The 26,919-nt window shown below is 66.7% G+C and carries 18 protein-coding genes; 8 read left to right on the forward strand and 10 right to left on the reverse strand.

The window, feature by feature from the left end:
- Position 1 precedes the first annotated feature (1 nt).
- Positions 2-1,210, reverse strand: coding sequence for a hypothetical protein (locus ISP25_RS17435; RefSeq protein ID WP_404615695.1), 1,209 nt, complete (start codon positions 1,208-1,210; stop codon positions 2-4).
- 207 nt (positions 1,211-1,417) lie between these two features.
- Here ISP25_RS17435 and ISP25_RS17440 point away from each other — a divergent pair, with 207 nt between their 5' ends.
- Positions 1,418-2,935, forward strand: coding sequence for a fumarate hydratase (locus ISP25_RS17440; RefSeq protein WP_404615697.1), 1,518 nt, complete (start codon positions 1,418-1,420; stop codon positions 2,933-2,935).
- Positions 2,936-3,114: 179 nt separating this feature from the next.
- On the opposite strand, the gene ISP25_RS17445 is transcribed toward ISP25_RS17440, so the two are convergent.
- Positions 3,115-4,524 (reverse strand): FUSC family protein, encoded by a 1,410-nt coding sequence (locus tag ISP25_RS17445; protein ID WP_404615699.1) that lies wholly within the window; start codon positions 4,522-4,524, stop codon positions 3,115-3,117.
- A 180-nt stretch (positions 4,525-4,704) separates the two neighbouring features.
- On the opposite strand from ISP25_RS17445, the gene ISP25_RS17450 reads away from it, so the two are divergent.
- From ISP25_RS17450 to ISP25_RS17470, 5 genes are all read left to right on the forward strand, one after another.
- Positions 4,705-7,320 carry a bifunctional aspartate kinase/diaminopimelate decarboxylase gene (locus ISP25_RS17450; protein ID WP_404615701.1) on the forward strand — a complete coding sequence of 872 codons (2,616 nt, stop codon included), beginning with the start codon at positions 4,705-4,707 and terminating at the stop codon, positions 7,318-7,320.
- Between the two features lie 78 nt (positions 7,321-7,398).
- The gene (locus ISP25_RS17455) at positions 7,399-7,797 is read left to right on the forward strand and encodes an endonuclease domain-containing protein (protein ID WP_404615702.1); all 399 of its coding nucleotides are present in this window, start codon (positions 7,399-7,401) and stop codon (positions 7,795-7,797) included.
- Between the two features lie 4 nt (positions 7,798-7,801).
- Positions 7,802-9,178: a UDP-N-acetyl-alpha-D-muramoyl-L-alanyl-L-glutamate epimerase gene (gene murL / locus ISP25_RS17460; RefSeq protein ID WP_404615704.1), complete on the forward strand. Its 1,377-nt coding sequence runs from the start codon at positions 7,802-7,804 to the stop codon at positions 9,176-9,178.
- Positions 9,178-10,533, forward strand: a complete 1,356-nt coding sequence (gene murD, locus ISP25_RS17465; RefSeq protein WP_404615706.1) for a UDP-N-acetylmuramoyl-L-alanine--D-glutamate ligase — start codon at positions 9,178-9,180, stop codon at positions 10,531-10,533. The genes murL and murD overlap by 1 nt, the downstream gene beginning before the upstream one ends.
- On the forward strand, positions 10,514-11,173 hold the full coding sequence (locus tag ISP25_RS17470; protein ID WP_404615708.1) for a class I SAM-dependent methyltransferase: 660 nt from the start codon (positions 10,514-10,516) through the stop codon (positions 11,171-11,173). Before murD ends, ISP25_RS17470 begins: the two co-directional genes overlap by 20 nt.
- Positions 11,174-11,656: 483 nt before the next feature.
- Here ISP25_RS17470 and ISP25_RS17475 read toward each other — a convergent pair whose 3' ends face one another.
- From ISP25_RS17475 to ISP25_RS17495, 5 genes are all read right to left on the reverse strand, one after another.
- Positions 11,657-13,258, reverse strand: a complete 1,602-nt coding sequence (locus ISP25_RS17475) for a tetratricopeptide repeat-containing sulfotransferase family protein (RefSeq protein ID WP_404615710.1) — start codon at positions 13,256-13,258, stop codon at positions 11,657-11,659.
- Between the two features lie 69 nt (positions 13,259-13,327).
- Complete coding sequence (locus tag ISP25_RS17480) at positions 13,328-15,394, reverse strand: M13 family metallopeptidase (RefSeq protein ID WP_404615712.1); 2,067 nt, start codon at positions 15,392-15,394, stop codon at positions 13,328-13,330.
- 111 nt (positions 15,395-15,505) lie between these two features.
- A complete protein-coding gene (locus ISP25_RS17485) occupies positions 15,506-17,239 on the reverse strand; it encodes a DUF3300 domain-containing protein (RefSeq protein WP_404615714.1) in 1,734 nt (577 codons plus the stop codon).
- A gap of 147 nt (positions 17,240-17,386) precedes the next feature.
- On the reverse strand, positions 17,387-21,130 hold the full coding sequence (locus ISP25_RS17490; protein WP_404615716.1) for a translocation/assembly module TamB domain-containing protein: 3,744 nt from the start codon (positions 21,128-21,130) through the stop codon (positions 17,387-17,389).
- A gap of 214 nt (positions 21,131-21,344) precedes the next feature.
- Positions 21,345-23,111 (reverse strand): autotransporter assembly complex protein TamA, encoded by a 1,767-nt coding sequence (locus ISP25_RS17495; protein ID WP_404615718.1) that lies wholly within the window; start codon positions 23,109-23,111, stop codon positions 21,345-21,347.
- Positions 23,112-23,736: 625 nt separating this feature from the next.
- Here ISP25_RS17495 and ISP25_RS17500 point away from each other — a divergent pair.
- Both ISP25_RS17500 and ISP25_RS17505 read left to right on the forward strand, forming a co-directional pair.
- On the forward strand, positions 23,737-24,582 hold the full coding sequence (locus ISP25_RS17500; RefSeq protein WP_192158460.1) for an SPFH domain-containing protein: 846 nt from the start codon (positions 23,737-23,739) through the stop codon (positions 24,580-24,582).
- A gap of 65 nt (positions 24,583-24,647) precedes the next feature.
- Positions 24,648-25,217 (forward strand): hypothetical protein, encoded by a 570-nt coding sequence (locus tag ISP25_RS17505; protein ID WP_404615720.1) that lies wholly within the window; start codon positions 24,648-24,650, stop codon positions 25,215-25,217.
- Between the two features lie 50 nt (positions 25,218-25,267).
- On the opposite strand, the gene ISP25_RS17510 is transcribed toward ISP25_RS17505, so the two are convergent.
- Genes ISP25_RS17510 through wrbA form a run of 3 tightly spaced genes read right to left on the reverse strand, consistent with a single transcriptional unit; the run spans position 25,268 to position 26,699 of the window.
- Positions 25,268-25,732, reverse strand: a complete 465-nt coding sequence (locus ISP25_RS17510) for a cupin domain-containing protein (protein ID WP_404615722.1) — start codon at positions 25,730-25,732, stop codon at positions 25,268-25,270.
- A 23-nt stretch (positions 25,733-25,755) separates the two neighbouring features.
- Positions 25,756-26,103: a DUF2069 domain-containing protein gene (locus tag ISP25_RS17515; protein WP_404615724.1), complete on the reverse strand. Its 348-nt coding sequence runs from the start codon at positions 26,101-26,103 to the stop codon at positions 25,756-25,758.
- Positions 26,100-26,699: an NAD(P)H:quinone oxidoreductase gene (gene wrbA / locus ISP25_RS17520; protein WP_404615725.1), complete on the reverse strand. Its 600-nt coding sequence runs from the start codon at positions 26,697-26,699 to the stop codon at positions 26,100-26,102. The genes ISP25_RS17515 and wrbA overlap by 4 nt, the downstream gene beginning before the upstream one ends.
- Between the last annotated feature and the right edge of the window lie 220 nt (positions 26,700-26,919).

Consider the following 26,919-nt stretch of genomic DNA (forward strand, 5'->3'; position numbering starts at 1 on the left):
CTCAGAACAGGAAATCGACGACGGCGGAGTACACGTCCACGGCATGCCCGTCGTAGCCGGGGACCACGTCCGTGAAAGTGCCGCCATGGGAAGAAGGCTGGACGTGATCGGCCTGCAGCTTGATCGCCACGTTCTTGTACACGTCCCAGCGCACGCCCGCCGAGGCGGTGTGCTGGCTGTTGCCTTCAACCAGGCCGTCCACGCCCTGCGCAAGGGGCATCAGCGGCGGATACGGCGGGAATGCGTAGTTCGAGCTGTTGTCGCGCTTGGCGTAGCCAGCCCACGTGACATAGGGCATCCACTTGCCGAAGTGGTAGCCGGCCGTGCCGTACCAGCCGGAGGCGGTGCCCAGCGCGTCGGAAGCGGAGCGCAGCTTGGCGTACTCGCTGGTGAGCAACAGCTTGCCGTCGTCGTAGTTGCCGCCCAGGCTCATGAAGGTGGTGCGCGCACCGTCGGCGTTGATGGTACTGGCGTACTGGTCGAAGCCGACCATCTGCAGGCTGTCCACCAGCAATCCGAGGTTGTCCGAGCGGTAGGTCACCTTGCCGGTGCTGGCTCCGCCGCGCAGGCGCAGGTTGCCGATCTCGTAGGTGACGTAGGCACCAGCCAACTGGTTGACCTTCAACCGTGCGGTCGTCTCGGTGGTGTCGGGCAGCGGGCTGGAGGCGTGCCCGCCCAGCGCCTGCAGGGTGAGGTAGCCCGCGCCGGCGTTGTGCGACCAGCTGATGTCCGCACCTTCGTAGTTGTCCATCGCGGCGAGGTTGTAGACCTCCAGCGGCGCGCGCACCCACGGGTTGGCATAACCCACATAGCGGTAATCGGAGACCAGGTAAGCCGGCCAGCCCAGCCGGCCCAGTCGTAGCGTGGTGTCGCTGCTGAGTTTGTAGCGCAGGAAGGCCCACTCCACCGTCGGGCGGAAGCGGCCCTTGGCGTCCTGCATCGCGATGGCCTGTGCGGTGGCACTGAGGCTGGACGTGAAGGTGAGGTCGAGCTGGCCGCCGACGCGCGAATCGACCAGGCCGGTGCCGCCTTCCTGGGCGCCCTTGAGCTGGCCTGGATTGACCAGCAGCATGTCGTTGGTGTTCGTGGCGGTATAGCCGACCGTGCCGAAGCCGGAAAAACGCCAGGAGAAGCTGTCGTCGGCATGCGCACTGGAGGCAGCGGCAATCGTTGCCACGAGGGTCGCGGCAAGGGTCTTCTTGGAAAGCATTGGGTTGGATCCGTTGATGGTCGATAGGGAAGGGCGTGGCCCTTGCCAGACGTTTAACGGCAATCCAACGAAAAACTTGAGAGGCGGGCGGTTTGGGAGTCGGCCCCGAGCCCGGAACGGGGCGCTTGCGGCACAATAAGCCCTTTGGCGCGTCGCTGGCGGCAGTCCAGACGGCGCCTTTCTCCGTTCCCCAGTCAAGCCATCCCCATGACCGCCATCAAGCAAGCCGACCTGATCCAGTCCGTCGCCGACGCACTGCAGTACATCAGCTACTACCACCCCGTCGACTACATCAAGAACCTCGCCGCCGCGTACGAGCGCGAGGAGTCGCCGGCGGCGAAGGATGCGATGGCGCAGATCCTGATCAATTCGCGCATGGCCGCCGAAGGCCATCGTCCGCTGTGCCAGGACACCGGCATCGTCACCGTGTTCCTCAAGGTGGGCATGAACGTGCGCTGGGACGACGCCACGATGTCGCTGGAGGACATGGTCAACGAAGGCGTGCGCCGCGCCTACAACGACCCGGACAACAAGCTGCGTGCCAGCGTGCTGGCCGACCCGGCCGGCAAGCGCAGCAACACGAAGGACAACACGCCGGCCGTCATCAACGTCTCCATCGTGCCGGGCGACACCGTGGACGTGATCGTCGCGGCCAAGGGCGGCGGTTCGGAAGCCAAGAGCAAGTTCGTGATGCTCAACCCCTCCGACTCCATCGTGGACTGGGTGCTGAAGACCGTGCCGACCATGGGTGCCGGCTGGTGCCCGCCGGGCATGCTGGGCATCGGCATCGGCGGCACCGCCGAGAAGGCGATGTTGCTGGCGAAGGAGTCGCTGATGGAGCACATCGACATCCAGGAGCTGATCGCGCGCGGCCCGCGGAACCGCGCGGAAGAACTGCGCATCGAGCTGTACGAGAAGGTCAACGCGCTGGGCATCGGCGCGCAGGGCCTGGGTGGTCTCACCACCGTGCTCGACATCAAGGTCAAGGATTACCCGACCCACGCGGCCAACCTGCCGGTGGCGATGATCCCCAACTGCGCCGCCACCCGCCATGCGCACTTCACGCTGGATGGTTCGGGGCCCGTCCTGCTCGATCCGCCGTCGCTGGAAGACTGGCCCAAGCTCACCTACAGCCCGCAGAACGCGCGCCGCGTGAACCTCGATACGGTGACCAAGGAAGAAGTCGCCGCGTGGAAGCCGGGCGAAGTGCTGCTGCTCAACGGCAAGCTGCTCACGGGGCGCGATGCTGCGCACAAGCGCATGGTGGAGATGCTCAACAAGGGCGAGCCGTTGCCGGTCGATTTCCATGGCCGCTTCATCTACTACGTCGGCCCGGTCGATCCGGTACGCGACGAAGTGGTCGGCCCGGCCGGCCCCACTACCGCCACGCGCATGGACAAGTTCACCGAACAGGTGCTGGCGCAGACCGGCCTGCTCGGCATGGTCGGCAAGGCCGAGCGCGGCCCGGCCGCGATCGAGGCGATCAAGAAGCACCAGTCGGTGTACCTGATGGCCGTGGGCGGCGCCGCCTACCTGGTGTCCAAGGCGATCAAGGCCTCGCGCGTCGTCGGTTTCGCCGACCTTGGGATGGAGGCGATCTACGAGTTCGAGGTGCAGGACATGCCGGTGACCGTGGCGGTGGATTCCGCCGGCACTTCCGTGCACCAGACCGGACCGAAGGAGTGGCAGGCGCGGATCGGCAAGATTCCCGTGGTGGTCGCCTGATTTTCCCCTCTCCCCTTTGTGGCGAGGCCATGCTGCTTGCGAGCCACTGGCTTGCGTATGGCTGAGCGCCCGAGCGCTGGTGCGAGTGCCGGGGGTGCTTGGCGAGGAACGAGCCTAGCAACGGACAGGGTGAGGGGGCGCGAGAGCATCACATCGAAGCACGTGGTGCTTCGTCAAAGTCATTCGCCAGATTGTCCCTTCAGCCCAACCCTCTCCCCGGCGGGGAGAGGGAGTGCGTCGTGCAGTGCCTTCAAGGCATCGAGCAGGCGCTCGGGTTTCCGCAGCGCCTGCCTTGCCGTGCCCACCGCGCGCCGTACATTTCCAGGCGTGGCGGCTCGTTCGATCAATGCCAGCGCGGGCGCACGACAAGCGGACAGCGCATCGATCCAATCTGCCGGCTGGCGCAGCCCGAGCATGCGTGCAGCACGGAACGCGGGAGCCAGCGATGCCACGTCATCGAGTGAACGAACGAAGGCTGCCGCATCGTGTCGTTCAAACGATGGATCCAGCGCTTCGCCCAGCGCGGCCAACGCATCGGCCATGCGCCGGCGCAATACATCGGTGGAACGCACCGGCAACACCAGCCATGCGGTGGCTACGCCGATGGCCGCACCGGCCGCGATGGCGGCCAGGCGCAGTGTCATCGCCGATGCCGCGGGTAGTCCCGCGTAGTTCTGCAACAGCGCCAGCGCCACGGTAACGAACAGCGCCCACCAGGCGTAGTTGAGCTGGCGCAGCCAGGTGCCGAGGAACAGCGCGAGCAGGATCACCGCGGCGCTGCCGTGCGCATCGGCCGGTGCGGCGAGCAGGGCCGCTGCAACGCAGCCGCCCGCCGCGCCGGCCAGGCGCAGCAGGCTCTTGTATGCCACCTCCAGCCGACCGCGGTTGCCGCTGTGCACGATGAAGGCGGTCAGCACCACCCATGGCCAGTGCTCGCCGAAACCCAGGTGGCCCACGGCGAAGGCGAGCGCCAGCGCCACCGCCATCTGCAAGGCCATGCGCGTGGTGGCCGAAAGTCGCGCCTGGCTGGCCGGGGCGCGCGTCGGTGCGGCAACGTGGTGCTTGCGCTCATCGACCAGCCAACCCATGCGCCGGCCCAGCGCGTCGAGCAAGGACACCCAGGCCAGCGCCAGCAGCGCCACCAGGATCGGAACCAGCGCGGCGGGCAACGGCCCGCGCTGCGCCCCGGACAGGTGCGGCACGGTGAGCACGGTCACGAAGGGCAAGGCGACCAGCCGGCTGGCACGCCGCGCCAGCTCGCCGAACTGGCGCAGCCACACCGACGACGCCACGCCCACGGTGAACGCCGTGGCGCCGATCCACGGTGCGTGCAGCAGCAACCAGCCGACGCCGGTCGCGGCGAGGCCTACCACGGGCAGGGCGATGGCCGCTTCCAGTTGGCCGCGGTGGTCGCGGTCGAGCCGGCTGCGCGCCAGCGACAGGCTCAGCACCACCGCCAGCACCGCGCTGCCAGGGCCGGGTGCGAGCCATTGGGCGCAGGCCATGGTGAGCAGGGCGGCCAGCATCGCCGCCATGGCCTCGGGCAGTGCCCGCAACATCGTGGACAGGGCGAAAGGCGCGGCAGTCATGTGCTGGCGGGTTCCTGGTCGGCAGCGCCGCAGTCTAGCAGCGCGGCGACAGGGTGCTCTTGGTTCCGGCAAGTGGACGTCTGGACGTCCAAATGGCATTGGATGAATCGACGGTTGCAATCGTGTTGCCGCAGCGCAACACTGGGCGGATCATTTCCCCAGCCACCACCCAAGAGACCCGTGAACCCCAACGCCCCTGCGCCGCTGCCTGCGGACGCCCCCTGGATCGTGATGAAGTTCGGCGGCACCAGTGTCGCCACCCTGCCGCGCTGGCAGAACATCCGTGAGCTGGTCGCCAGCCGCCGCGCCGAAGGCGCGCGCGTGCTGGTGGTCGTATCCGCGCTCACCGGCATCACCGACGCGCTGAAACAGCTGTGTGGCGAGGGCGACCAGGGCAAACGCAAGGCGGCGGCCAGCGCGATCGCGCAACGCCACTACGACCTGCTCGGCCATATGCAGCTCCAGCTGCCGGCCACGCTGGGCGCGCGCCTGGACGAGCTGGCCGCATTGGCGGCGGAAGGCCCGTCGCGACTGGGCGAACTGGCCTGGGCAGCCTTGGTGCAGGCGCACGGCGAGCTGATGTCCAGCGCGCTGGGCGCAGCCTTTCTCAGCTACAGCAGCTTGCCCACGCAGTGGGTGGACGCGCGCGATTGCCTCGCCGCCGTTGCGCTGCCCAACCAGAACGAGCGCACCAAGCTGCTTTCCGCGATGGTCGAGGCCAGGCCCGATCCGGCCCTTAACGCGCGCCTCGCCGCGCAGGGCGAGGTGTTCATCACGCAGGGCTTCATCGCGCGCGAGAGCGAAGGGCGCACCGTGCTGCTCGGCCGAGGCGGCTCGGACACCTCGGCCTCGTACTTCGGCGCGTTGCTCAAGGCAGCGCGCGTGGAAATCTGGACCGACGTGGCCGGCATGTTCACCGCCAACCCGCGCCAGGTGCCGGGTGCACGCCTGTTGCAGAAGCTGGACTACGAGGAGGCGCAGGAAATCGCCTCCACCGGCGCCAAGGTGCTACACCCGCGCTGTCTGTCGCCGCTGCGCGAGCCGCGCGTGCCGCTGCTGGTGAAGGACACCAACCGGCCCGAGCTGGAGGGCACGGTGATCGGCCCGCAGGTGCGCGAGCACGCGCCCTCGGTGAAGGCGATCAGCGCGCGCAAGGGCATCACCCTGGTGTCGATGGAATCGGTGGGCATGTGGCAGCAGGTCGGTTTCCTTGCCGACGTGTTCGCGCAGTTCAAGCAACACGGTCTCTCGGTGGACCTGATCGGTTCGGCCGAGACCAACGTCACCGTGTCGCTCGATCCCACCGAGAACCTGCTCGATTCCGACGCGATCGCCGCGCTGGCCGGCGATCTCGCCAAGGTGTGCCGGGTCAAGGTGATCGCGCCCTGCGCGGCGATCACCCTGGTCGGCCGCGGCATGCGCTCGATGCTGCACACGCTGTCCAGTGTGCTGGCCGAGTTCGACCAGCTGCGCGTGCACCTGATCTCGCAGTCGTCCAACAACCTCAACCTCACCTTCGTGGTGGACGAGGACGTGGTGGACGACCTGCTGCCGCACCTGCACGAGCTGCTGATCACTGCCGGCGCGCTGCGTACCGACGACAGCGTGCTGTTCGGCCCGAGCTGGCAGCAGCTGTACGGCAGCGGCGAGGCGGCGGTTGCGCACGCGTGGTGGCGCGAGCCGGCCGAACGCAGCCGGCTGCTCGATATCGCCGCCGAGGCCACGCCGCGCTACGTCTACCACCTGCCAACGGTACGCCAGCAGGCGCGCGAGCTGAAATCCTTGGCAGCGGTGGATCGCCTGCACTACGCGGTGAAGGCGAACACGCACCCGGCGATCCTGCGCGCATTGGCCGCGGAGGGTTTCGCCTTCGAATGCGTGTCGCCGGGTGAACTGGAATCGGTGTCGGCGGGGGTGCCTGCGGACGTGCCGCTGCTGTTCACGCCCAACTTCGCCTCGCGTGCGGATTTCGAGCGCGGCCTGGCTACACGCGCCACGATCACGCTGGATGCGCTGCACCCGGTGGAATACTGGGGCGAGCTGTTCCGCGGCCGCGAAATCGTGTTGCGCGTGGACCTAGGGCGCGGCCTCGGCCACCACGAGAAGGTGCGCACCGGCGGCAGCGGCAGCAAGTTCGGCCTGCCCGTCGAACAGCTCGATGTCTTCCTGCGCCACGCCGACGCGCATGGCGTGGTGGTGCGTGGCCTGCATGCGCACCTCGGCTCGGGCGTGCTTGACGCGAAGCACTGGGGCGAGGTGTACAGCCAGCTGGCCAGCCTCGCCGAGCGCATCGGCAGCATCGCCTTCCTCAACATCGGCGGCGGCCTGGGCGTGCCCTCGCACCCGGGCGAGGCGAAGCTGGACATCACCGCGCTGGACAAGGTGCTGCGCGAGGTCAAGGCGGCCTACCCGCATTACCAGTTGTGGATGGAGCCGGGCCGTTACCTGGTGGCCGACGCCGGCGTGCTGCTGGCGCGCGTCACCCAGACCAAGGGCAAGGGCAGCTGGCGCTACCTCGGCGTGGACACCGGCATGAACAGCCTGATCCGTCCCGCGCTGTACGACGCCTGGCACGAGATCGTCAACCTCAGTCGCCTGGACGAGCCCTCCGACGCGCTGTTCCAGGTGGTTGGCCCGATCTGCGAAAGCGGCGACGTGCTGGGCAGCGACCGCCGCCTGCCCGAGCCACGGGAAAGCGACGTGATCCTGATCGCCCAGACCGGCGCGTACGGCAAGGTGATGTCCTCGCCCTACAACCTGCGCGGCGAAACGGAAGAGGTCGTGCTGGATAATTGACTGCCTTTCTCCCTCTCCCCTCTGGGGAGAGAGTTGGGTGCTCGTAGGAGGCTATCCAACGAAGCGGAGGTTTCAAGGATGAAACACTTGCACGTGGATCGGGCACGACGTCTGAGAGTCGGCCAAACCGAAGCCGAACAAAAACTCTGGCACCACCTGCGCAACCGCCAGATGCAAGGCTGGAGATTCCGCCGCCAGCATGAAATGGATCGTTACATCGCCGACTTCGTCTGTCCGGATGCAGGCCTGATCGTGGAGTTGGACGGCAGCCAGCATGGCGAACAGGTGATTTATGACGAAACTCGCACGCGCAAGTTGGAAGCCATGGGCTACCGCGTGCTGCGTTTCTGGGACAATGACGTACTGACAAATATCGAGGGCGTGCTTGAGGCGAGTCTGGAGGCCTTGGCAAGCCCGGCCCCCCACCCCAACCCTCTCCCCGGAGGGGAGAGGGGGCAGGGCTCGCGGGAGACTTGAGAGAATGACGACGATCCACAATCCCCGCCTGACCCGGGTGTTCCGCTTCCTGCACGCAAGCTACGCCGACGGCGTGGCCGAGCTGGCATATGCCTTCGACGATGGCGAGCCCATGGTGGAGCGCATCCGCTTCCCGCATGCCCCCGCACTGCCGGTGGAGCGCAAGGCCGCATTCGATGCCGCACTGAAACTGCTGCACCTGGTCGCCGGCGTCAGCTACTACAAGGCCGGCGTGCCGCCGAAGATCGAGGTGACCTACGGTCCGTTGGACGACGCCACCGCCGACCTGCTCGATGCGCTTTACCTGCATGGTCTGGCCGAGTTTGCGTATCGCAACGGGCTGGACCTGCGCGGGCGCATCGTGTTCCCGCGCCTTGGTGCGGAAGCCGATCCGGCGATCCCACGTGGTGGCGTGAGCTGGCCTGAAGCGAAAGCCCTGGGCCTGCCGCAACGCACCCTGGTTCCCATCGGCGGCGGCAAGGATTCCCTGGTCGCGGTGGAAGCCATCAAGTCCATCGGCGGTGAAGCCACCGCCGTGTGGGTCGGCAACTCCGCGCTGATCGCGGCCTGCGCCGAGCGCACAGGTCTGCCCATGCTCAACCTTCAGCGCGAGCTGGCGCCGGCGCTGTTCGAGCTCAACCAGCGCGGTGCGTGGAACGGCCACATCCCGGTGACCGCGGTGAACTCGGTCATCCTCGCCGTGGCCGCCATCCTCTATGGCTTCGACTCCATCGCTTTCGCCAACGAACGCTCCGCCTCCGCCGCGACGCTGGAATACGAAGGCCAGCAGGTGAACCACCAGTGGAGCAAGGGCTACGCCTTCGAACAGCTGCTGGGCGACTGGTTGCACACGCACGTGGCCGCCGACCTCGACTATTGCTCGCTGCTGCGCCCGTACTCCGAACTGGCGATCACGCGTGCGTTCGCAAAGCTCACGCCGTATTTCGACGCCTTCTCCAGCTGCAACCGCAACTTCAAGATCCTCGGTCCCAAGCCGGCGGACCGCTGGTGCGGGCAGTGCCCGAAGTGCCATTTCGTGTTTCTCGCACTGGCGCCGTTCCTGCCCAAGCCTCGCCTGCTCGCGATCTTCGGGCGCAACCTGCTCGACGACGAGACGCAGGCGGCAGGGTTCGACGCCCTGCTGGAATACCAGGACCACAAGCCGTTCGAATGCGTGGGCGAGGGCGCCGAGGCGCGCGCGGCCATGTATGCGCTGAGCCAGCGGCCGGAGTGGCAGGAGGACGCGCTGGTGGCGCGTTTCAGCAGCGAAATCCTGCCGCAGCTCGAGGTGGCGCAACTCGCGCTGGAGCCATGGCTCGAACCCTCCTTCGAACATCGCGTGCCAGAGCGCCTGCAGGCCGCGTTGAAGGCCATCGCCTGATGCGCATCGCCGACCTGGCGGGCAAGCGCGTCGCGGTGTGGGGTTTCGGCCGCGAGGGCCGCGCCGCGATTCGCGCCATCCATGCGCAACTGCCGCAGCTGCCGCTGGCGCTGTATTGCAGCGAGGATGAGGCCGATGCGGCGCGCGCATTCGACGCCGCGCTTACCGTCTATGGCCAGGAGCCGGGCTCGGTAGCTCTGTGCGCCTACGACGTGGTGGTGAAGTCGCCGGGCATCTCCGCCTACAAGCCTGCGGTGACCACCGCGCAGGCACAAGGCACCGCGTTCACCTCGGGCACTGCGCTCTGGTTCGCGGAGAACGCGGACGCACGCGTGATCGCGGTGACCGGCACCAAGGGCAAGAGCACCACCACCGCCTTCATCGCGCATCTCGCGCGTGCCCTGGATGTGCGCACCGCGCTGGCCGGCAACATCGGCCTACCCTTGCTGGAGCTGCAAGGCCAGTCCGCCGATTTGTGGGCCGTCGAACTTTCCAGTTTCCAGACCGGAGAAGCGGGTGCGCTGGAGCTGGGCGTGGTCACCAGCCTGTACGAGGAACACCTCGACTGGCACGGTTCGCGCGAGCGCTACGTGGCCGACAAGCTCAAGCTCGCGGATGTGTCGCGTACCCTGCTGGTCAACGGGCAGCAGGCGTACTTGCTGGAGCGCACCGCCGCGCATCCGCATCGCCTCGTGTTCGGCACGCCCGAGGGCTGGCATGTGGCCGATGCTGCGATCCGCCGTGGCGAACAGGCCGTGTTCGACATCCACGCGATGGCTGCGCCCGGCCTGCACAACGCGCTCAACGCCTGCGCGGCGCTGGCTGCACTGGAAGCGCTGGGCTACGACGCGATCAAGGCCGCGCCGGCATTGGCGGATTTCCGCCCGCTGCCGCATCGCCTGCAACCGCTCGGCATCCGCGACGGCCTGGCATGGATCAACGATTCCATCAGCACCACGCCGCTGGCCACGCTGGCTGCGCTGGACAGCCTGGCCGGACGCGAGGTCACGGTGATCGTGGGCGGGCATGATCGCGGGCTGGACTGGTCGGACTTCGTGCGTGCCGCCAAGGATCGCACCGACCTGCGCATCGTGACGCAGGGGGCCAACGGACCGCGCATCGCGTTGGCGCTGCGTACGGCCAAGGCCACGGTACCGCTGGGCGAGGCCGAGGATTTCGCCGACGCGGTGGCGATGGCACGCACTGTCACGCCGGCGGATGGCGTGGTGCTGCTGTCGCCGGGCGCGCCCAGCTTCGACCAGTTCAAGGACTATGCCGAGCGCGGTCGCCGTTTCGCGGAGCTGGCCGGCTTCGCTGTCGAAACGACCGGCATCGATGGGCTCGGCATCCGCTGACGCCGTGGTGGCGTGCCCGCTGTGCGGCGATTCGTCCGGCGTGTCGTGGCGCGAAACCACCGGTATCTACCGCCATTGTGCGTCGTGCGATCTGGTCAGCCGCGACCCGGCGACATGGCTGGACGCCGTGGCCGAGCGTGCCTATTACGGCACACACGACAACCGCGTCGACGATCCCGGCTATCGCCGTTTCCTCGCGCAACTTGCCGGACCGTTGATGGTACGTCTCGCGCCTGGCGCGCATGGTCTCGACTATGGTTGCGGTGCGGCGCCTGCGCTCGCCACGATGCTGAGCGAAGCGGGTTTCCCGACGGTCGGCTATGACCCGTTCTTCGCTCCCGATGAGATGCCGCTGGCCGCGCGCTACGACTTCGTCACCTGCACTGAAGTGCTGGAGCACATGCATGCCCCCTTGCGCGATCTTGCACGCATCGACGCGATGCTCGTGACTGGCGGCTTGCTCGGCCTGATGACCGAATTGCGTCCGGCAATGGCGGGGTTTGCGCGCTGGCATTACCACCGTGACCCTACGCATGTGGGATTTCATTCCGAGGCTTCGCTGCGTTGGATCGCGCGGCGGTTTGGCTGGGAGCAGGTCGGTATGGATCGGCGCGTGAGTTTGTGGCGCAAGTCGCGGTGAGCTGCGCGTTTTCTCCCTCTCGTGCCTGCGGGGAGGAGTGGGGGAGAGGGTGGTTCTGGCGACGACCGTTCGTTTCCGCGATCGGGCTCGCCTGCCGGCGCTCGAGCCCCTTTCTTTGCTGGCCCAAAGGAAGGTGGCCCAAAGACCGGCCTTGCTCAATCCGCCGGGATTACAAGCCTGTTGTTTCGAGGATGTTGGAACTGCATCGCGCGACACGACCGCCGCCGCCGTCACGCCGCGCCGAATCCTGGAGCTGAGGCACACGCGAAATCGGGGTCGTCACGCTCGTCATCCCGGCGAAGGCTGGGATCCAGTAGCCGTATAGCTCGTCGCAACTGGATTCCGGCCTTCGCCGGAATGACAGGCAACCGCCACGCTCTGCTTTGGCCGTTTGCTTCTGCACGCAGGAGCGCGCTGCTTTTCTTGGGGCGCACGAAACCGCTTTGTCACTTGCGAGAACGACATGGAAACTTCTGCGCGACCTCATGCCGCCGAAGTGTCGATCCCGCCTTCCCGCAGCAATGCATCCAGTTCCCCCAGCCAGGGCCGAAATTTTTCCCAGCGGCCTACGGCGCGGCGGTGCATGCCCTCGCGGACCTGCGCGGTGCTGGCGGTGGCCACGGCGGAAGGATTGTTCTGGAAGGCCAGGCAGGCGTCGTGCCATTCCAGGTCGCAGTGTGCGAGCAGCTTGCGGGTGGTGGCTTCCTGTTCGGCCACCAGGGTTTCGTAGTCCACCTGCAGGATGCGGCCGGGCAGCACGGCGTTCCAGTGGGCCATCATGCGGTCGAACTGGATGTAGAAGCGGCCGATGTCGAGCAGGTCGAAGCTGTAGCCGTGGAAGGCGGAATTTTCCGCGAAGGCTTCGCGGAAGTTGCTGAGGCAGGTGTCGAGCGGATGGCGGCGCAGGCAGATGATCTTCGCTTTCGGCAGCGCCTTGGCGATCAGTCCCAGATTTAGGAAGTTATGCGGCAGCTTGTCGATGAAGCGCGGCTTGAGCGCGGTCTGCGGGCGGGTGGCGTCCACGTAGCGCAGGCCGAGCTGGTGCCAGTCGTACCGGTGCGATTGCGCGATCAGTTCCGGGCACAGCCTTGCCGGTGCGCCGGCAGGCGCCAGGCGGCAGAGCTGCGTGCCGAAGTCCATCAGTTCGCCGGCGGAATGCACGTCCGGATGGCTGGACAGGATGCGCTCCACCAGCGTGGTGCCGGAGCGCGGCATGCCTACGATGAAGATGGGTTCGTCGCTGCCGTAGCCGCTGCCGCTGTCCACCGTGCCGGGGAACGCCGCGATCAGCGCGTCGACCATCGCGCTATCCCGCTGGGGTTGGTAGTCCACGCGCGTGCGCGCGGCGGCCTTCCCCAGCCGCATGTGCTCGAAGGAGGCGGCATGGTCGCCGAGATCTTCACACTCCTTGGCCAGCGCGCTGTGCAGGTGGATTTGCGCATCGATATCGCCGGCATGTTCGGCCAGCAGCGTGCGCAGAGCTTCGACGTGGTTGCGGTCCGGCGTTTGCCGGTACAGGCGCGATCGCAGCCCGTAGGCCGGCCAGTACGTCGGCTGCAAGGCTACGCAAGTGTCGAAGTGCGTTTCGGCGGCGGCGAGGTTGCCGGTGAAGGTGGCGGTCACGGCGGCATTGAAGCGGACGACGGCGTGATCCGGCAGCGCGGCCGTCGCGCGACGGAACATCGCATTGGCGCGCTCGAACGCATTGCATTGCATATAGACGCCGCCCAGCACATCCAGTGTCAGCGGATCGGCCGGCGTCAGCGCGTAGGCGATGTTGGCGACCTGCAGGGCTTGGCCATAGCGGCATGAAATCGCCAGCGCAAGCGCGAAATACGTGGCGTATTCGGCGTTCTCGGTTTCGATGGCCACGGCGCGGTTCAGATGTTCCAGTGCACGACCCTGTTGCCTGGTGTCGAGGCAAATGCGGCCGGCGAGGTAGTGCGCTTCGGCGCAGTTGGCATCCACCTGCGTGGCGTGCGCGGCGAGTTGGCCGGCTTGCGCGTGGTCTCCGCGGGCCAGGGCTTGCCGGGCGTCGTCCAGCAGCTTGCGCAGTGCGGGAGGGGTTGGCTTGGTGTTGTTCATGGCCGCCATTATGGAAAAAACCGCGCCTTTTCGGGCGCGGCTTTTCGAGGTTTCCTATGGCAGGGGCGCTTACCAGATCTTCACCCGCTGGTCCGGCGCAAGATAGAGCTTCTGGCCGGGCTGCACGTTGAACGCCGGGTACCATGCATCGAGGTTGCGCACGGTGAGCGCGCGGAACTGCGCGGGCGCGTGCACGTCGATGCTGAGGCGCTGGCGCTGGGCGGCGTCGCGTATCTTCGAGCGCCAGGCCTGCCCGAAGGCCAGGAAGAAGCGCTGGTCGCCGCTCAGGCCGTCGATTGTCGGCGCGGGCTTGCCGCCCAGCGACTTGTGATACGCGAGGTACGCGATGGTGAGGCCGGAAACGTCGGCGATGTCTTCGCCCAGCGTCTGCTCGCCGTTGACATGCAGGCCGGGCAGCGCCTCGTACTGGTCGAACTGCTTGGCCAACTGCTCGGTGGCGCTCTTGAAGTGCGCCTCGTCGGCGGGAGTCCACCAGTTTTCCATCTTGCCCTGAGCGTCGAAGTCGGCGCCGGTGTTGTCGAAGCTATGGCTGATCTCGTGGCCGATGATGGCGCCGATGGCGCCGTAATTGGCAGCGGCGTCGGCCTTCGGGTCGAAGAACGGTGCCTGCAGGATCGCGGCGGGGAAGTTCAGCGCGTTCTGCAGCGGCAGATTCACCGCGTTCACCGTCTGCGGCGTCATCCACCATTCGCCGCGATCCACCGGCTTGCCGAGCTTCGCCAGCTGGTGTTCGTATTCGTGTTTTTCCGCACGCAGGTGGTTGCCCAGTGGATCGTCGGCGCTGACCAGCATGCTGCCGTAGTCGCGCCAGTGTTCGGGATAGCCCACGCCCACTTTCAACGTGACCAGTTTCTCCTTCGCCTTGGCGCGGGTTGCCGGGGTCATCCAGCTCAGCGTGTCGAGGCGTTCGTCGAAGGCGGCGATCAGGTTCTTCACCAGTTGCTGCACTTCGGCTTTGGAGGAGGCGGGGAAGTATTTCTGCACGTAGAGCTGGCCCACCGCATCGCCGAGATCGGTGTTGGTGGCGCCCACCGCGAGCTTCCAGCGCGGCTGTTGCTGGGGCGTGCCCTGCAAGGTGTGGCCATAGAAACCGAAATGGAGGTCGGCGTAGGCCTTGGGCAGCAAGGGTGCGGCGCCGTCCAGCGTGTGGAAGGTGAGCAGGGTCTTCCATGCATCCAGCGGTTCGCTGCCGACCAGTGCGGCGAGGCGGGTGATGGCGCCGGGCTGCCACGCGTCGATCCGCTTCTGGCCGCCCAGGCCGGCGGCCTTGAAGTAGCTGGCCCAGCCCAGGCCGGGTGCCTTCTGCGCGAAGTCGGCCGTGCTCCACAGGTTGTTCGCCTTGTGCACGTCCTGGCTGTCGACCAGGCTTTCCTGCGCCTTGGCGATCTTGGTTTCCAGGTCGATCACCGTGGCGGCCTTGGCCTCCGCGTCGGCGATGCCGGCCTGCTTGAACAGCGCAACCACGTAGGTGTGGTACTGGCTGCGGAACGCCGCCATGTTTGAATCGTCGGCGAGGTAGTAGTCCCGGCTGGGCATGGCCACGCCGCCCTGCAGCAGATACGCGACGGTGTGCGAGGGATCTTCCAGCCCCTGCGTCACGAACAGGCCGAACAGGTTCTCGGTATGGAAGTTGGTGGCGTTGACCGGATCCACGTCGGCGCGCAGGCGGCTGCCGAGCACGCGGGCGAGGTCGTCCTTCGAGGCGATGGCGTCGATGGCGGACAGTTCGGTCTTCAGCGGCGCGAGGCCATGCTGCTCGATCGCGGCCTCGTCCATGTAGGCGGCGTAGTAGTCGGCGATCCTGCGTGCGTTGCTGCCCGCGGCGGGATGGCTGGCGCCGGCGTTCTTGATGAGGTCGGCGGTGTGCTGCTCGGTCAGCTCGAAGATCTTGAGGAAGGTGCCGGTGCTGGAGCGGTCGGCGGGGATCTGCGCGGTCTTCAGCCAATTGCCGTTCGCGTAGTCGAAGAATTCGTCGCCCGGCTGTACGGAGTGGTCGATGCCGGCGAGGTCGATGCCGATGTCGGGGCCGTGTGCGACAGGCACGGCGGCAAGGGCTGGCATGCCGCAAAGCGCGGCGGCGATCGCCGTTGCCAGGATCCATCGAGTGCTTTGCATGGGTGCCACCTCGCTGTCTTGGGAGACGGGCACGATAGCGCCAAGCGGGTGGTGTTGCAGGTGCCGGAAGACCGGGAGCGCGCTCTTGCGCGCTCCCGGCGTGCCTTGCCGTCAGTGCTGGTTGTTGTCCTGTTTCTTCGGCGGAGTGTGTGCGGGCTTGGCAGCCTGATGCTGTTCAGCCGGCGCCGGATGGGCAGTCGGGCTGGGTGCCGGCTGGGGCCTGGCTTCCGGGCGCGGCGCGGGAGGTTGCGGTGCACGTTCCATCTCCACCGGTCGCGGTGCGGTGGCGTGGGTGGGCTCGGGGCGCGGAGGTGCCGTGTGCATGGCTTCGGGGCGCGCTGCTTCATGCGGCGCTTCGACGCTATGCACCACCTCGGCAGCACGGGGTGCCTCGGCGGGACGCGGCGCTGCCACCGCATGCGGAGCCTCGACGGGACGCGGTGCCGCGGCAGCTCGCGGCGCTTCGAAAGGACGCGGTGCTGCGGCAGCCCGAGGCGCTTCGAAAGGACGCGATGCTGCGGTAGCGCGCGGGGCTTCGACGGCCCGCGGCGCTTCTGCAGCGTGCGGCGCCGGCTGGGCGGGAGCGCCGGCGTGTGCCTGCTGGAAACGCGCAGGCTCGGCGCCGCGTACCGGCGTGCCGAAGTGCGGCATGGTCATGGCCTGCATGGCGGGTTTCTGCGCAGCCGCTGCTGGCGCGCGTTCGTTGTTCGCGCCGTTGCCGATGTAACGGTTGTTGCCGCTGTTCGTCGTATTGACGTAGCGGGTGTTGTTCGTAACGTTGTTGATCGTGCGGCTGTTGTTGATGTTGTTGGTGACATAGCGGTTGACCACCGTCGTGGAGCGCGAGACATAGACGGTGTTGTTGTGCACCACCGCCGGACGCTGCCAGCCGCCGCCCTGGCCTTCCGGGCCGCCGCCATGCCTGCCCCAGTTCATGCCCCAACTGTTCCAGCCCCAGCCGGGATTCGGGCCGGGACCGCCCTGGTTGTCGTGGTGGTGTTCGAACAATGCTCCAACCACGATGCCGACGCCGAAGGCGATGGCGCCCGTCGCCACGATCTGGCCGGTGCTGTAACCGGCGGGCTGGGCATAGGTGTAGCCGGGGTAGGGCGCCATCGGCTCGCCGTATACGGTTTCCGGGTCGTATTGCGGCACGTACACCGTATCGGGCTGCGCGGGCAGGATCTCGATGGTCTGCGGCGGCGGTGGCACCTCGGCGGGGCCGGCATACACGGGCTGTGCGTCGCCTTCATACGCCACTTGTTGTTCGTCCGTCGGCGCGGTCGAGGGCTGGCTGACCACCTGCATCTGCGCCGAGCTGCGCAGGCTGCCATTGTGCTGCGCGCGCTGGCGCATCACCTGGATGGCGTTCATCACGTCGGACGGGTCATTGACGTAGGCCTCGCCCAGCGCGGTCGTCCACGGGATGTTCTGCGCCATCTGGTCCAGCACATTGGGAAACTGCGTCAGGCCCTTCACGCTGGGATCCCACGGCTGCGGATTCACCGCATCGGCCAACTGGCTACCGGTGAGATTCGGATGCTGCTGCAGCATGTTGTCGGCGGCCGTGATCTGGTCGGGATACGTCGAGCCGGCCAGCACTTGCGCTACCAGCTTGTCGGGGAACAGGGCGATCGGCGCCACCATTTGATAGAGCTGGTCGGCCGAGGGAGGCGTGTACGGCGCGGGCTGTTGTGCGCTGGTGCCGGCGGATGCGGGTGCGGTGCCCGCGGCGGCCGGGTTCGCGGCTTGCGAATCGGCGGCCTTGTTGCAGCCGGCCAGCATCACGACGCCGGCGCAGAGCAGCGTGCAGGCGGCGTTGCGGGGGAAGGTTCGGTCGATCATCGGAAACACTCCATGGGGATGACGATGGAACAGAAGCGGTGCGGTGATTATTGCCATGCGCGTCGTACGGTATTCGTTACGCGCAATGCGCCGGTCATGCGCGATTCCGCAAAAAGGACGGTGTTACGGACTTTCTTGCGAACACGTTCAGCGTTCGTACCGGTAGTTGAAGCTGGCGCGACTGAAGTCGGTGGCGCTTTGCGCCTCGAAATTCCAGCGATGGTTGAGCCGGTAGCGTAGCGTGACGACCTGGCCGGGTTCGAAAAGACCTACGCCGTAACTCAGGTAGAGCCGTGGCGACAGGTACTTGCCCACGGTGAAGGCGGAGTTGCCGCCCAGCGCCTCGTTGTTGGAGACGCCGATGTCGTCCACGCCGATCTTCGAACCGATGCTCTTGGCCAGCAGGTTGCCCGCCGCCGAACCCAGCGCCTGCGCGGCGGCGCCCAGCATGTCGCCCTCGCCGCCCTTCACCTGCGACAGCGGCTTGCCGGTGACGAGATAGGAAAGTGCGTCGGACTGCTCCATCAGCGGATTGGAGAACACGGTGAGCACGGGGCGTTGCGCGGTGCCGGAAATCTGCAGCCCCACTTCCTGGCCTTCGTCGATGGTGGCATTGGGATTGAGCTTGCGGCTCGCCCGGATGTCCAGGCCCGGGTTGTCGATGGGGGTGCTGGCGAACAACAGCTTGCCACTCTGGATCGCCAGGTTCTGGCCGTAGGCCTTGTACGTGCCGCTCACGGTGACCTGGCCCTGGCCGGTGGTGGTGCGGCCAGGACGCTCGCTCGCCGTGAGTACGCCGCGGAGGCGGCCGTCCAGGCCCATGCCGGCGAGATGGGTCTTGTTGCCCAGGTCCACTTTCACCGTGGCGGTGAACGGCAGCGATGCGCCCGGCTCCGGCTGCGGGCGATCGACCACCACCACGTCGGGCGACGCCTTGCTCGCACCCGCGCCGGGCAGCTTGTCGAGATTCACGTCGGCGCTGTCCAGCAACACTGCACCGTTGAGGTCCAGCCCTTGCGCGTTGCGCTGCAGGCGCAGGTCGGGCGCGATCGCGACCTTGGCGGCGGGGATGTCGGCGGCGGTGAACTGGCTGCCCTTGATCGCGATGTCGGTGGAGACGTCGCCCCCCAGGCCCACCACGCCGCTTACCGTCAACGTCCCTGCACCGGACTGCACACTGCCATCCACGCGCAGGCCGCGCGTGTCGATGGCGCTTGCCGTCAGCCGCCCTTGCGCAAGCTTCAGCCCTGCTGCGGGAACCTCGGCGGCGAAGTCGTCGAGCGTGGCATTGCCGTCGATGGCCGGCTGCGTCAGCGTGCCGCCGAGATGGAAGCTGCCGCTGGCCCGGCCATGCACGTTCGCCAGCGCGTCGCTGAACAATTCGATGAAGGCAAGGCTGTTCAGACGCAGGTCGATCTGTCCGGCCAGTGCTTGTTGCTTGCCGCTCAAACTCATTTGGCCGTCCAGGCGTCCGCCGTGGTCGAGTCCTGCCTGCAGGGTGAAGCGCTGGCTGTGCGGGTCGAGTTCGACGTTCAGCGCGAAGCTGTCATAGCTCAGCAACGGCGCGTCGGCATGCTCGGTGTAGGTGATGCTGCCGCTGCTGGAGCCGATGTTGGCGTGGCCGCTGAATGTGCCGGCCGCATTGCGGTGCATTTGACCGTCGCCCTGCAGGCTTCCGTCCACGCGCACCGGCAAATCGGATTCGCCTGCGGCATTGAGCAGCAGCGCAAGCGGCAACGCGCGCAGCCGGTAGCTGGCGTCGAGGTTGCCGGCCTTGTCCTGCTTTGCGCTGGCGCACAGCTGCGGGTCGCCCGCCGTGAGGCACAGTTCGGACAGGCTGAAGGCGCCGTCGCGCCAGGCCAACTGGCTGGCGTTCTGCAGGCGCCAGCCGGGCAGGCCTTGCGGATCGAGGTTCAGCGTGGACAGCGTGCCGCTCCATCCATCGTTCTTCAGCGCCCCATGTAATGCCAGCGCACCGGAAACCTGGCTGCCGCGCGCGTCCAACGTCAACCGGTGGTCGCCCTGGCTACCCTCGGCGAGCAGGTGGATACGCTGGAACACCAGTCCGCCGGCGTGCGTGCCGCCCATGGTGAGTTCCAGCTTTCCCGCGGGATGGCTGATGTCGGGAATGCCGACGATCAGTTGCAACGTATCCACGCGCTGCTGCTGCCATGCCAGCGCGTTGCCGTTCAAGTGACCGTTGACGGAAAGTTTCGGCAGCAGGCCGCGGATGGAGAACCGGCCATCCAGGCGGCCGCCGGCATCGGGCAGCCAGTCGCCCAGCGAGGCGATGGCGAGCGTGAGCTCGGCGTTGTTGCCCACGCCGGGTTTGGCGTCGATCTGCACCGTGCTGCCGCCGGAGGACAGCTTCAATTTGCCGTCGATAACCCGGTCTGGCGACAGATGCAGTTTTCCCTCGCCGCCGAGGCTGCGGTCGCGCAAGCGTCCGGCGAGTTGCTTGAGCTCCAGCGTGGCATCGGGTCCGGCTTTCGCCAGCGTTCCCTGGCTGGCGATTGCGAAATCCAGCGCGCCGTTCCATCCGGCGAACAACTGGCCGGGATCGATGCGGCTGGCCTTGGCGTCGAGTTGCCAGCCGAGCACGGGTTGCAGTTGCAACCTGCCTTGAGCCTGCAACTGGCCCTGCGCCTGTTGCAGGGTGAGCGGGTGCAGGGCGATGGCCTGCGGCGTGCCGTCGATGTTCAACACTAAGTGCGCGGGCTTGCCGGGCGGCCCGACAGTGAAATCGCCGGCCGCATGGAAATTTTCTGCATTGCCGTATGCATCGAGCTTGCCCGCGCTTGCCAAGGGCTGGCCAACCAGTTCGGCGGGCAATTGCAGGTCGCTCCATTGGATCGCCAACTGGCCACCCAAGGGCTTCGCGTCCAGTCGCAGTTTGCCGTTGGCTGCCAGTGTTCCCTTGATCTGCGGCGAAGCCAGCGTGAGCTGCTGCAGCTCCAGCGTGTTGCCGTCGCCGCTGAGGCTGGCGCGCAACGGTTGCAACAGGAGACGGTACTGGTTCAGATCCAGCGTGCCGGTGAGTTCGCCGCCATGGCGGTCGCCCTGGCCGTGCACGGCCATCGCCACGGATGCCAATGGGCCGTCGCCGAGCAGCGGCTTGGGATCGAAGCGTGGCGCATCGAGCGTTGCCTTCCATGCGTACTGGGCGTCCTGGCTCAAACCCAGTTGCAGATGTGCCGCCATGGGTTGCGCGAGTTGCAGGTCGAGCTGCGCCTGCCTGCCGTCGCTGCTGGCGACCAGCTGGCCGGCGTAGCGGGTAGCGCCCAGTTGCCACGCGAAGTCGGCATGGCCGTTGCCGCGTTGTCCGCGGGCGAGGGCCAACTGGCCCTGGAGATCGACAACGCCGTCCGGCGCGCGCAGTTTCAGCGTGTTGATGGCGATGCCTGCATGCGTCCAGCGGCCGGCGAGGTCGAGGTTGTCGGAGGCGAACACGGGCTGGCCGCCCCGGCTTACATGCACCGCGCCGACATGCGTGCGATCCAGCAGCAGGTCGATCGGCGGCTGCAGCGAGAAGCTGCCGGAGCTTTCGTTGGTGTCGCTGCTTTTCGGCAGCGACACCGTCACGTCTTCGAGGTCGAGATCGCGCACGTGTACGCGGGCCGCCAGCAATGCCCAGAAGCGCAGGTCGAGGCGTGCGTGTGCTACGTCGATGCGCGTGCCCTGGCCATCGTCGTAGCGCAGCCCGTCGAGTTGCAGCGGACCGATCAAGCGGCCTTGCGCGTGCTTCCACTGCAGCGCGCCATGCGTGGCGGATTGCGCGCGTGCCAGGGCGAAGCGCAGCCCTGCGCCGGTATCCAACAGCCACCACAGCGTGGCTGCAATCACTGCCAGCAGGATCGCGAAGGCGATGGCGAGGCGCTTCAGCCACTTCATGATGTTGTCTGCTGCCTCCGGTTTGTTTCGGTCGCCGTGCATTTGCGCGTTGCAGGGCCAGGCCCTTTGCCTATGTTGAAGCCGGGCTGTCCTGCCCGTCTTCGACTCGTCGAGTCCGTTGCGCAGACCCGGCACCGCGCATCGTCCACTTTGTGGCCGATGCGCGTGCGACCCATCCGTGGATCGCCTGTGAGCAGTCGCTGCAGGCGAATGCTCACAGGTCCGGCCCGATCACCAGGTGCAACACCACGCCATGGCGCTGCGAATTGTCGATGGGCGTGCCGAGGTCCACCCGGACCATGCCTACGGGCGAACGCCAGCGCACACCGATGCCGGTGCCGAGCTTGGGCTGGAAATCCACGGCGTCGAAGGCATTCCCGGCGTCGAGGAAAGTGGCGATGCCCCAGTTGCGGGTGAAGTAGTGCTCCACCTCCGCGCTGGCGACGAACAGGTTGCTGCCGCCGACAACCCGGCCGTAGCTGTTTTCGGGGCCAATCGACTGGAAACCATAACCGCGCACCGAGCGATCGCCGCCAGCGAAGAAACGCAACTGCGGCGGCAGCGCGGAGAAGTCGTCGGTCCAGGTCTTGCCGGCGCTGCCGCGCAGGATCAGGCGGTTGCGCTTTTTCGCGCCGAACGCATGTATCCATTTCGCATCCGCGGTGAGCTGGCTGAAGCTGGCCGAGGAGAGCAGGTCACCCGCGGTGCTGCGCGCCGCGAAATTCAGCGACCAGCCGTCGTGCACGAAGTCGTAGTTGTCCGCCTGTTTGCGCGACAGCGAGGCCTCGGCGAACACCAGCGTGCTGCTGCCGTGCTCGATGCCAGGCGTATCGTCCGGTTCGTCGCTGCGCTTGCCCACGGTGAAGGTGCCGGACAGCGCATGCAGGCCCACGGTGCGCGTCCAGCCGTGCCAGAGCTGCGTTTCGTTGGCGACCAGCTCCAGCGTGCGCGATTGCGAAGTGTCGGTGTTCGCGTCGCGGTAGTTAGCGCCGAAGTCGAGGCTGCGCTGGTTGTCGCCGGGCAACGGTATGGAATACAGCGTGGACAGCGTTTTCAGCCGTTGCGCCAGTACCAGTTCGTTCTTCCATTTGTCGCCGCTGCGGTTCACCCAGCGCCGCTCCAGTCCGCCGCGCACACCGAAGCCGGTGTCGGTGCCGATGAACGGGCCGCCGGTGTAGATCGTACGTTTCGCCGGCGCCAGCTCGACCTTGACGTCGACCTTGCCGTCGGCCTTCTCGTCAACCTGCGGCAGCACGTTGACCACGGCGAAGTAGTCCGCACCGTTCAATGCCTGCTGCAACTGCAGCAACTGGTTCTGGTCGAAATAGTCTCCCGGCTTGAACGGCACGTAGCGCTCGAGGAAGCCATCCTTGAACTGCGACCCTACGAAGTGCACCGCGCCGTAGCGATAGCGTCGACCGACCTGCCATGCGAGACGGATCGCCGCCGTGTGTTGCGCCGTGTTCACTTCCACGCGATGCGTCGTCAGCCTCGCATCGAGAAAGCCGCTGGCGGTGAGCGCCGCCGACAATGCGTCGCGTGCGGCGTCGTAGCTGGCGTCGTCCAGTTGCCTGCCGCGCATGCGGGTCAAGGCACTGCGGGCGCGGCGGATCGAAGGCAGCGCGAGCGCTTCGGCATCCAGTTGCACATCCACCGAAGCGACCTTCACCGGCTCGCCGGGGTGCACGTCCAGCGTCACCTTCCAGTCCTTGCCGACCTGCTGCAATTGCGCCGTGATGTCCGCGTCGTAATAGCCGTAGGGTTCCAGTGCGGCCTTTGCCTGCGCAGGCGCCCGCGCGTACAGGCGGCGCACCTGCGCGTCGCTCACGTCGCGCCGCGCGTACTGCGACAGCCCTACCGATGCGCCGATCGCCTGCTGCAGCGGTTCGTCCACGCCACGCACCACCAATTGCACGCCAGCCTGCGCGAGTGTCGCGAACAGCAGCAGCGGCAGCAGCGCGAACGGAAAGATGCGACGCATGCGTGGGGATCCGTCCTCGATGGATGTAGTCGGGGACAGCTTAGCGAAGTGGCGTGGCGAGTGCGCCGGTGCAGGCTTCCCTGGAAACGGTACCGACTGTGGTGGCGGTGCCATCTCGCCAGTATTGCCGGCATGCTTCTAGGTGGAAGCGGACATCTCGCGTTTCATCGGCTCCCACACTTACTTCGCAAAACTCACGCTGCCTCGCACACCACGAGGGTCTGAGGGAAGGCAAATGGCCAAGGCACTCCTTGCTGGAGGGCGCGGGTCAGAGAAGTCGACAACGCTTACGATCAAGCCATTCGGCCCTCATAGACCGCCAAACCGCCGCTCCCAAGAGATAGAGATCGAATTAGGTATCTCTTGCCTGGCGCTTCACAACTAAGGCCAAGGCAGCATAGTGGCGTTCATGCGCCAGCGGCCGGTTTGCGTGGCCAACGGCGCCACGGTTTGTAGAGCTCGGCCAGGAAACATGGCGCCTTGCCGAGGCGTGGGCGCCAAGAACTTGCGCCTCGCGCTACCTCATAATCGGCAGTGCGTATTGTCGGAATCGCCGGGTCGATCCAGCGTACCAGGGGCCGGGCCAGGGACAGGCGCACACCATCCATAACGCGAGGGAATGACCATGGCACTGACGCGGCAAGTGATCTCGACTCTGCAGGACAACGGCACGGACATCATGGGGCCGGACGTGATGGCCTACCACTACCCGGACGCGAGCATCATCTCCGGGAGTTTGTTGACGGTGGAGGCGAACCATTTCGCCGTGCTCAAGTCGCGTGGCGCAGTGCTCGGCGTCTACGACACTGGCCAGTATCCGATCCAGACGCCCGACAAACCGCTGCTGGGCGGCTTCGTCACCGGTTTCTTCGGCGGCAATTCGCCGTGGCAGTACGAGGTGCTCTATGTGAATCGCGCCAAGTTGCTGGTGCGCGCCAGCGGCGTGGCCACCTCGGCGGAGATGGCCGAGATGGTGTACCAGGTCGACTACTACATCCACGTCGACAGCAAGGACGATGCGCTCAAGCTCACCACGCACATGCCGTTCAGCGGGCACTACATCAAGGCCGACGAGGTGGCCAGTTACGCGGCTCCGGTGGTCGAGCAGGCGATCAACCAGGTCGTGCAGGTCACGCCGATGGAGAAGATCAACGAGCACATCCACGAAGTGGTCGAGCTGCTGAAGGAGCACATGAGCGCGTTCCTCTCGGTATTCGGCATCACCTTGAACGACGCCAAGGTGCTGATCCTGCCCAAGGACGACCGCATGCGTGAACTGATTTCGCTGCGCGCGTTCGGCTTGAGCGAGCTCGATGCGGTGCGCTACTACACGGCGTTGAAGATGGCCGAGCGCGGCCTGGTCTCTGCGCCGAACATGGCGGTGGGCGCGCCGTTCTCGATTGGCGGCGCCACGATGGGCACGTACCCGGTGCCCGATGGTCATGCATCGGTGACGCTGCCGAAGGGGTGACGGCTGTCCACGCACACCGCCCCCGCCGGGGCGCGGTGTGCGTCCACCGGATTGGAGATTGCACGATGGAATTGAAGACGACGGAAAACCCGATCGAGACCGCGGACCCGGCCACGCAGGTGCTGTCGAACCTGTTCTACGGCTGGGGCTACAACTTCTATCGCAAGGAAAACCAGCTTCGCGCGGACGACCTGCTGATACGCGCCAAGGTCAGCGAGATGCTAGGCCAGATGCGCGCGCACCTGGCCGGATTGGAACGGGATTGGCGGCGCGAACACCTGCCCGCGCCGACGCGCGAACACCCGTTCCCCGATGCCGCGGCCATCGCCACGGCGCAGGCCTTGCAACGCGCGCAGCAGGGTCTGGAATCGCTGGAGACAAAAGTGCGCACGGCGCCCGTGCCGGAGATGGATCGGGTGACGCAGCGGCACGTCAACGAGCGTGACGCACTCGAACGCCTCGCGGCGGTGGACGGCGATCTGGTGATGGCGGTGAAGTCGGTGTTCGATGCGGCGGCCGGCCTGCTTGATCCGGCCACGGCCGCCAGCGCGCTGTCCGCGATCCTCGCGCACTCGGGCATCGATGCGCTGCTGGCGCGGCGTGCCGAGGTACTGTCGGTTGTCGCTGTGACCTGACTTGCCGCTGCCTTTGTCACGATCGCGCGCTGTGACACGTCGTATGGCACTCAGCCTGGCTGGATCGCATCGAAGTCCACCAGGTCACTCTCTTCACCGCGTACATACAGGCGCTTGCGGCGGTGTGGGTAGTCGCAGACGTCCTGTTCCAGCCGCTGGCCAGCCACCAGCAGCACCAAGGGTGCATCGGTGGTGTTGGTGATGACGTGGGCGGGGCCGTTGCGGGCGAAGCCGAGGAAGTCGCCGGGGCCGATGTCGTGGGCCTGTTCGTCGATCAATGCACGTCCGTGTCCGGCGAGTACGTAGACGAATTCTTCCTCGTACAGATGGCGGTGGTATTCGCTGGAATCGTGGCCGGGCGGCAACTCGATGCGATGCACGCCGAGCTGGGTCAGGCCGGTGACGTCGCCCAGCGACTTGCGCAGCCGCAGCGCATTCGGATTCAACGGATGCGGACGTGCTTCCGCCTCCATGGCTTCGATGTCGGCGGCGGCCAGCAAGGCAGGGTGTGGCATGCGGTTCTCTCGGAAGGTTGATATCAGCGGCGCGGTCGCCGCACGCCTGCGCCCAGAGTGCCGATCAACAGCAGGGTGAGCGTGATTTCGATGACGGCGAGCATGCGTTCGATCGATGAACTCCATGCCTCGGCCACGCCATGGCAGAAGTAGAACAGGGCAAGGATGCCGACCCAGAGCAGGGCGCGGCGCGGATTGCGCAGCGCGGCCAGCGGCAGCAACAACGGAATCAGGGCGATCGCCAGTACGAGCGTCATCGGCATGCTTTGCGGCGGCAGCAGCCAGCCATGCCAGACCAATTGCAGCACGGCGAGCGCAGCCCATGCGGCAAGGCCGAGCTTTTGTTCGGAGGGCAGGGCGCCAGCGCTCATGCGCCTGCGGCCAGCTTGCGCGCGGTGTCGGCGAGGCGGCGGCCCAGTGCGCGGGCGAGTTCGCGCTCGTGCTCGCTGATGGCGTTCTCGCCCTTGGGGCCGGCTACATGGCTTGCGCCGTAAGGGGAGCCCCCGGTTTGCGTGATGCTGAGCGTGGGCTCGGTGAACGGAATGCCCACCAGCAGCATGCCATGGTGCAGCAACGGCAGCGCCATCGTCAGCAGGGTGGATTCCTGGCCGCCGTGCATGGTGCTGGTGGAAGTGAACAGCGCGGCGGGCTTGCCGGCCAGCGTGCCGCTGGCCCACTCGGCGCCGGTGCTGTCGAGGAAGTGCTTGAGCGGTGCGGCCATGTTGCCGAAACGGGTCGGACTGCCAAGCGCGAGGCCGCTGCATTCCTGCAGATCCTGCCTGGTCACGTAGGGTGCGCCCTCGTCAGGTACAGGCGGCTGCGCAGTTTCAGTGACGGGCGCCACCGGCGGCACCTGACGCAGGCGCGCGCGCATGCCGGGCACCTCCTCGATGCCGCGGGCGATCAGTCGCGCCAGCTGCGCGGTGTGGCCGTTGCGGCTGTAATAGAGGACGAGGACGTCATTCATGCGTGTGGGCGCGATGTGGGCAATGCGCTAGTGTAAGAGTTATGCAAGGCCCGATCTTGCTCGTCATTCCTGCGCCTCCGGCCTTCGCCGGGATGACGAGCAAGGAGCCCCATCGCTCCACCCGCTCGTCCAGGGCGTAGCGAAGCGGAGTCGAAGGGCAATGCCTTGCGCAGGTGTTTCGACTTCGCGGAACTCTGTTCCGCTACGCTCGGTACGAACG

This window comes from Rhodanobacter hydrolyticus, from assembly GCF_044904645.1.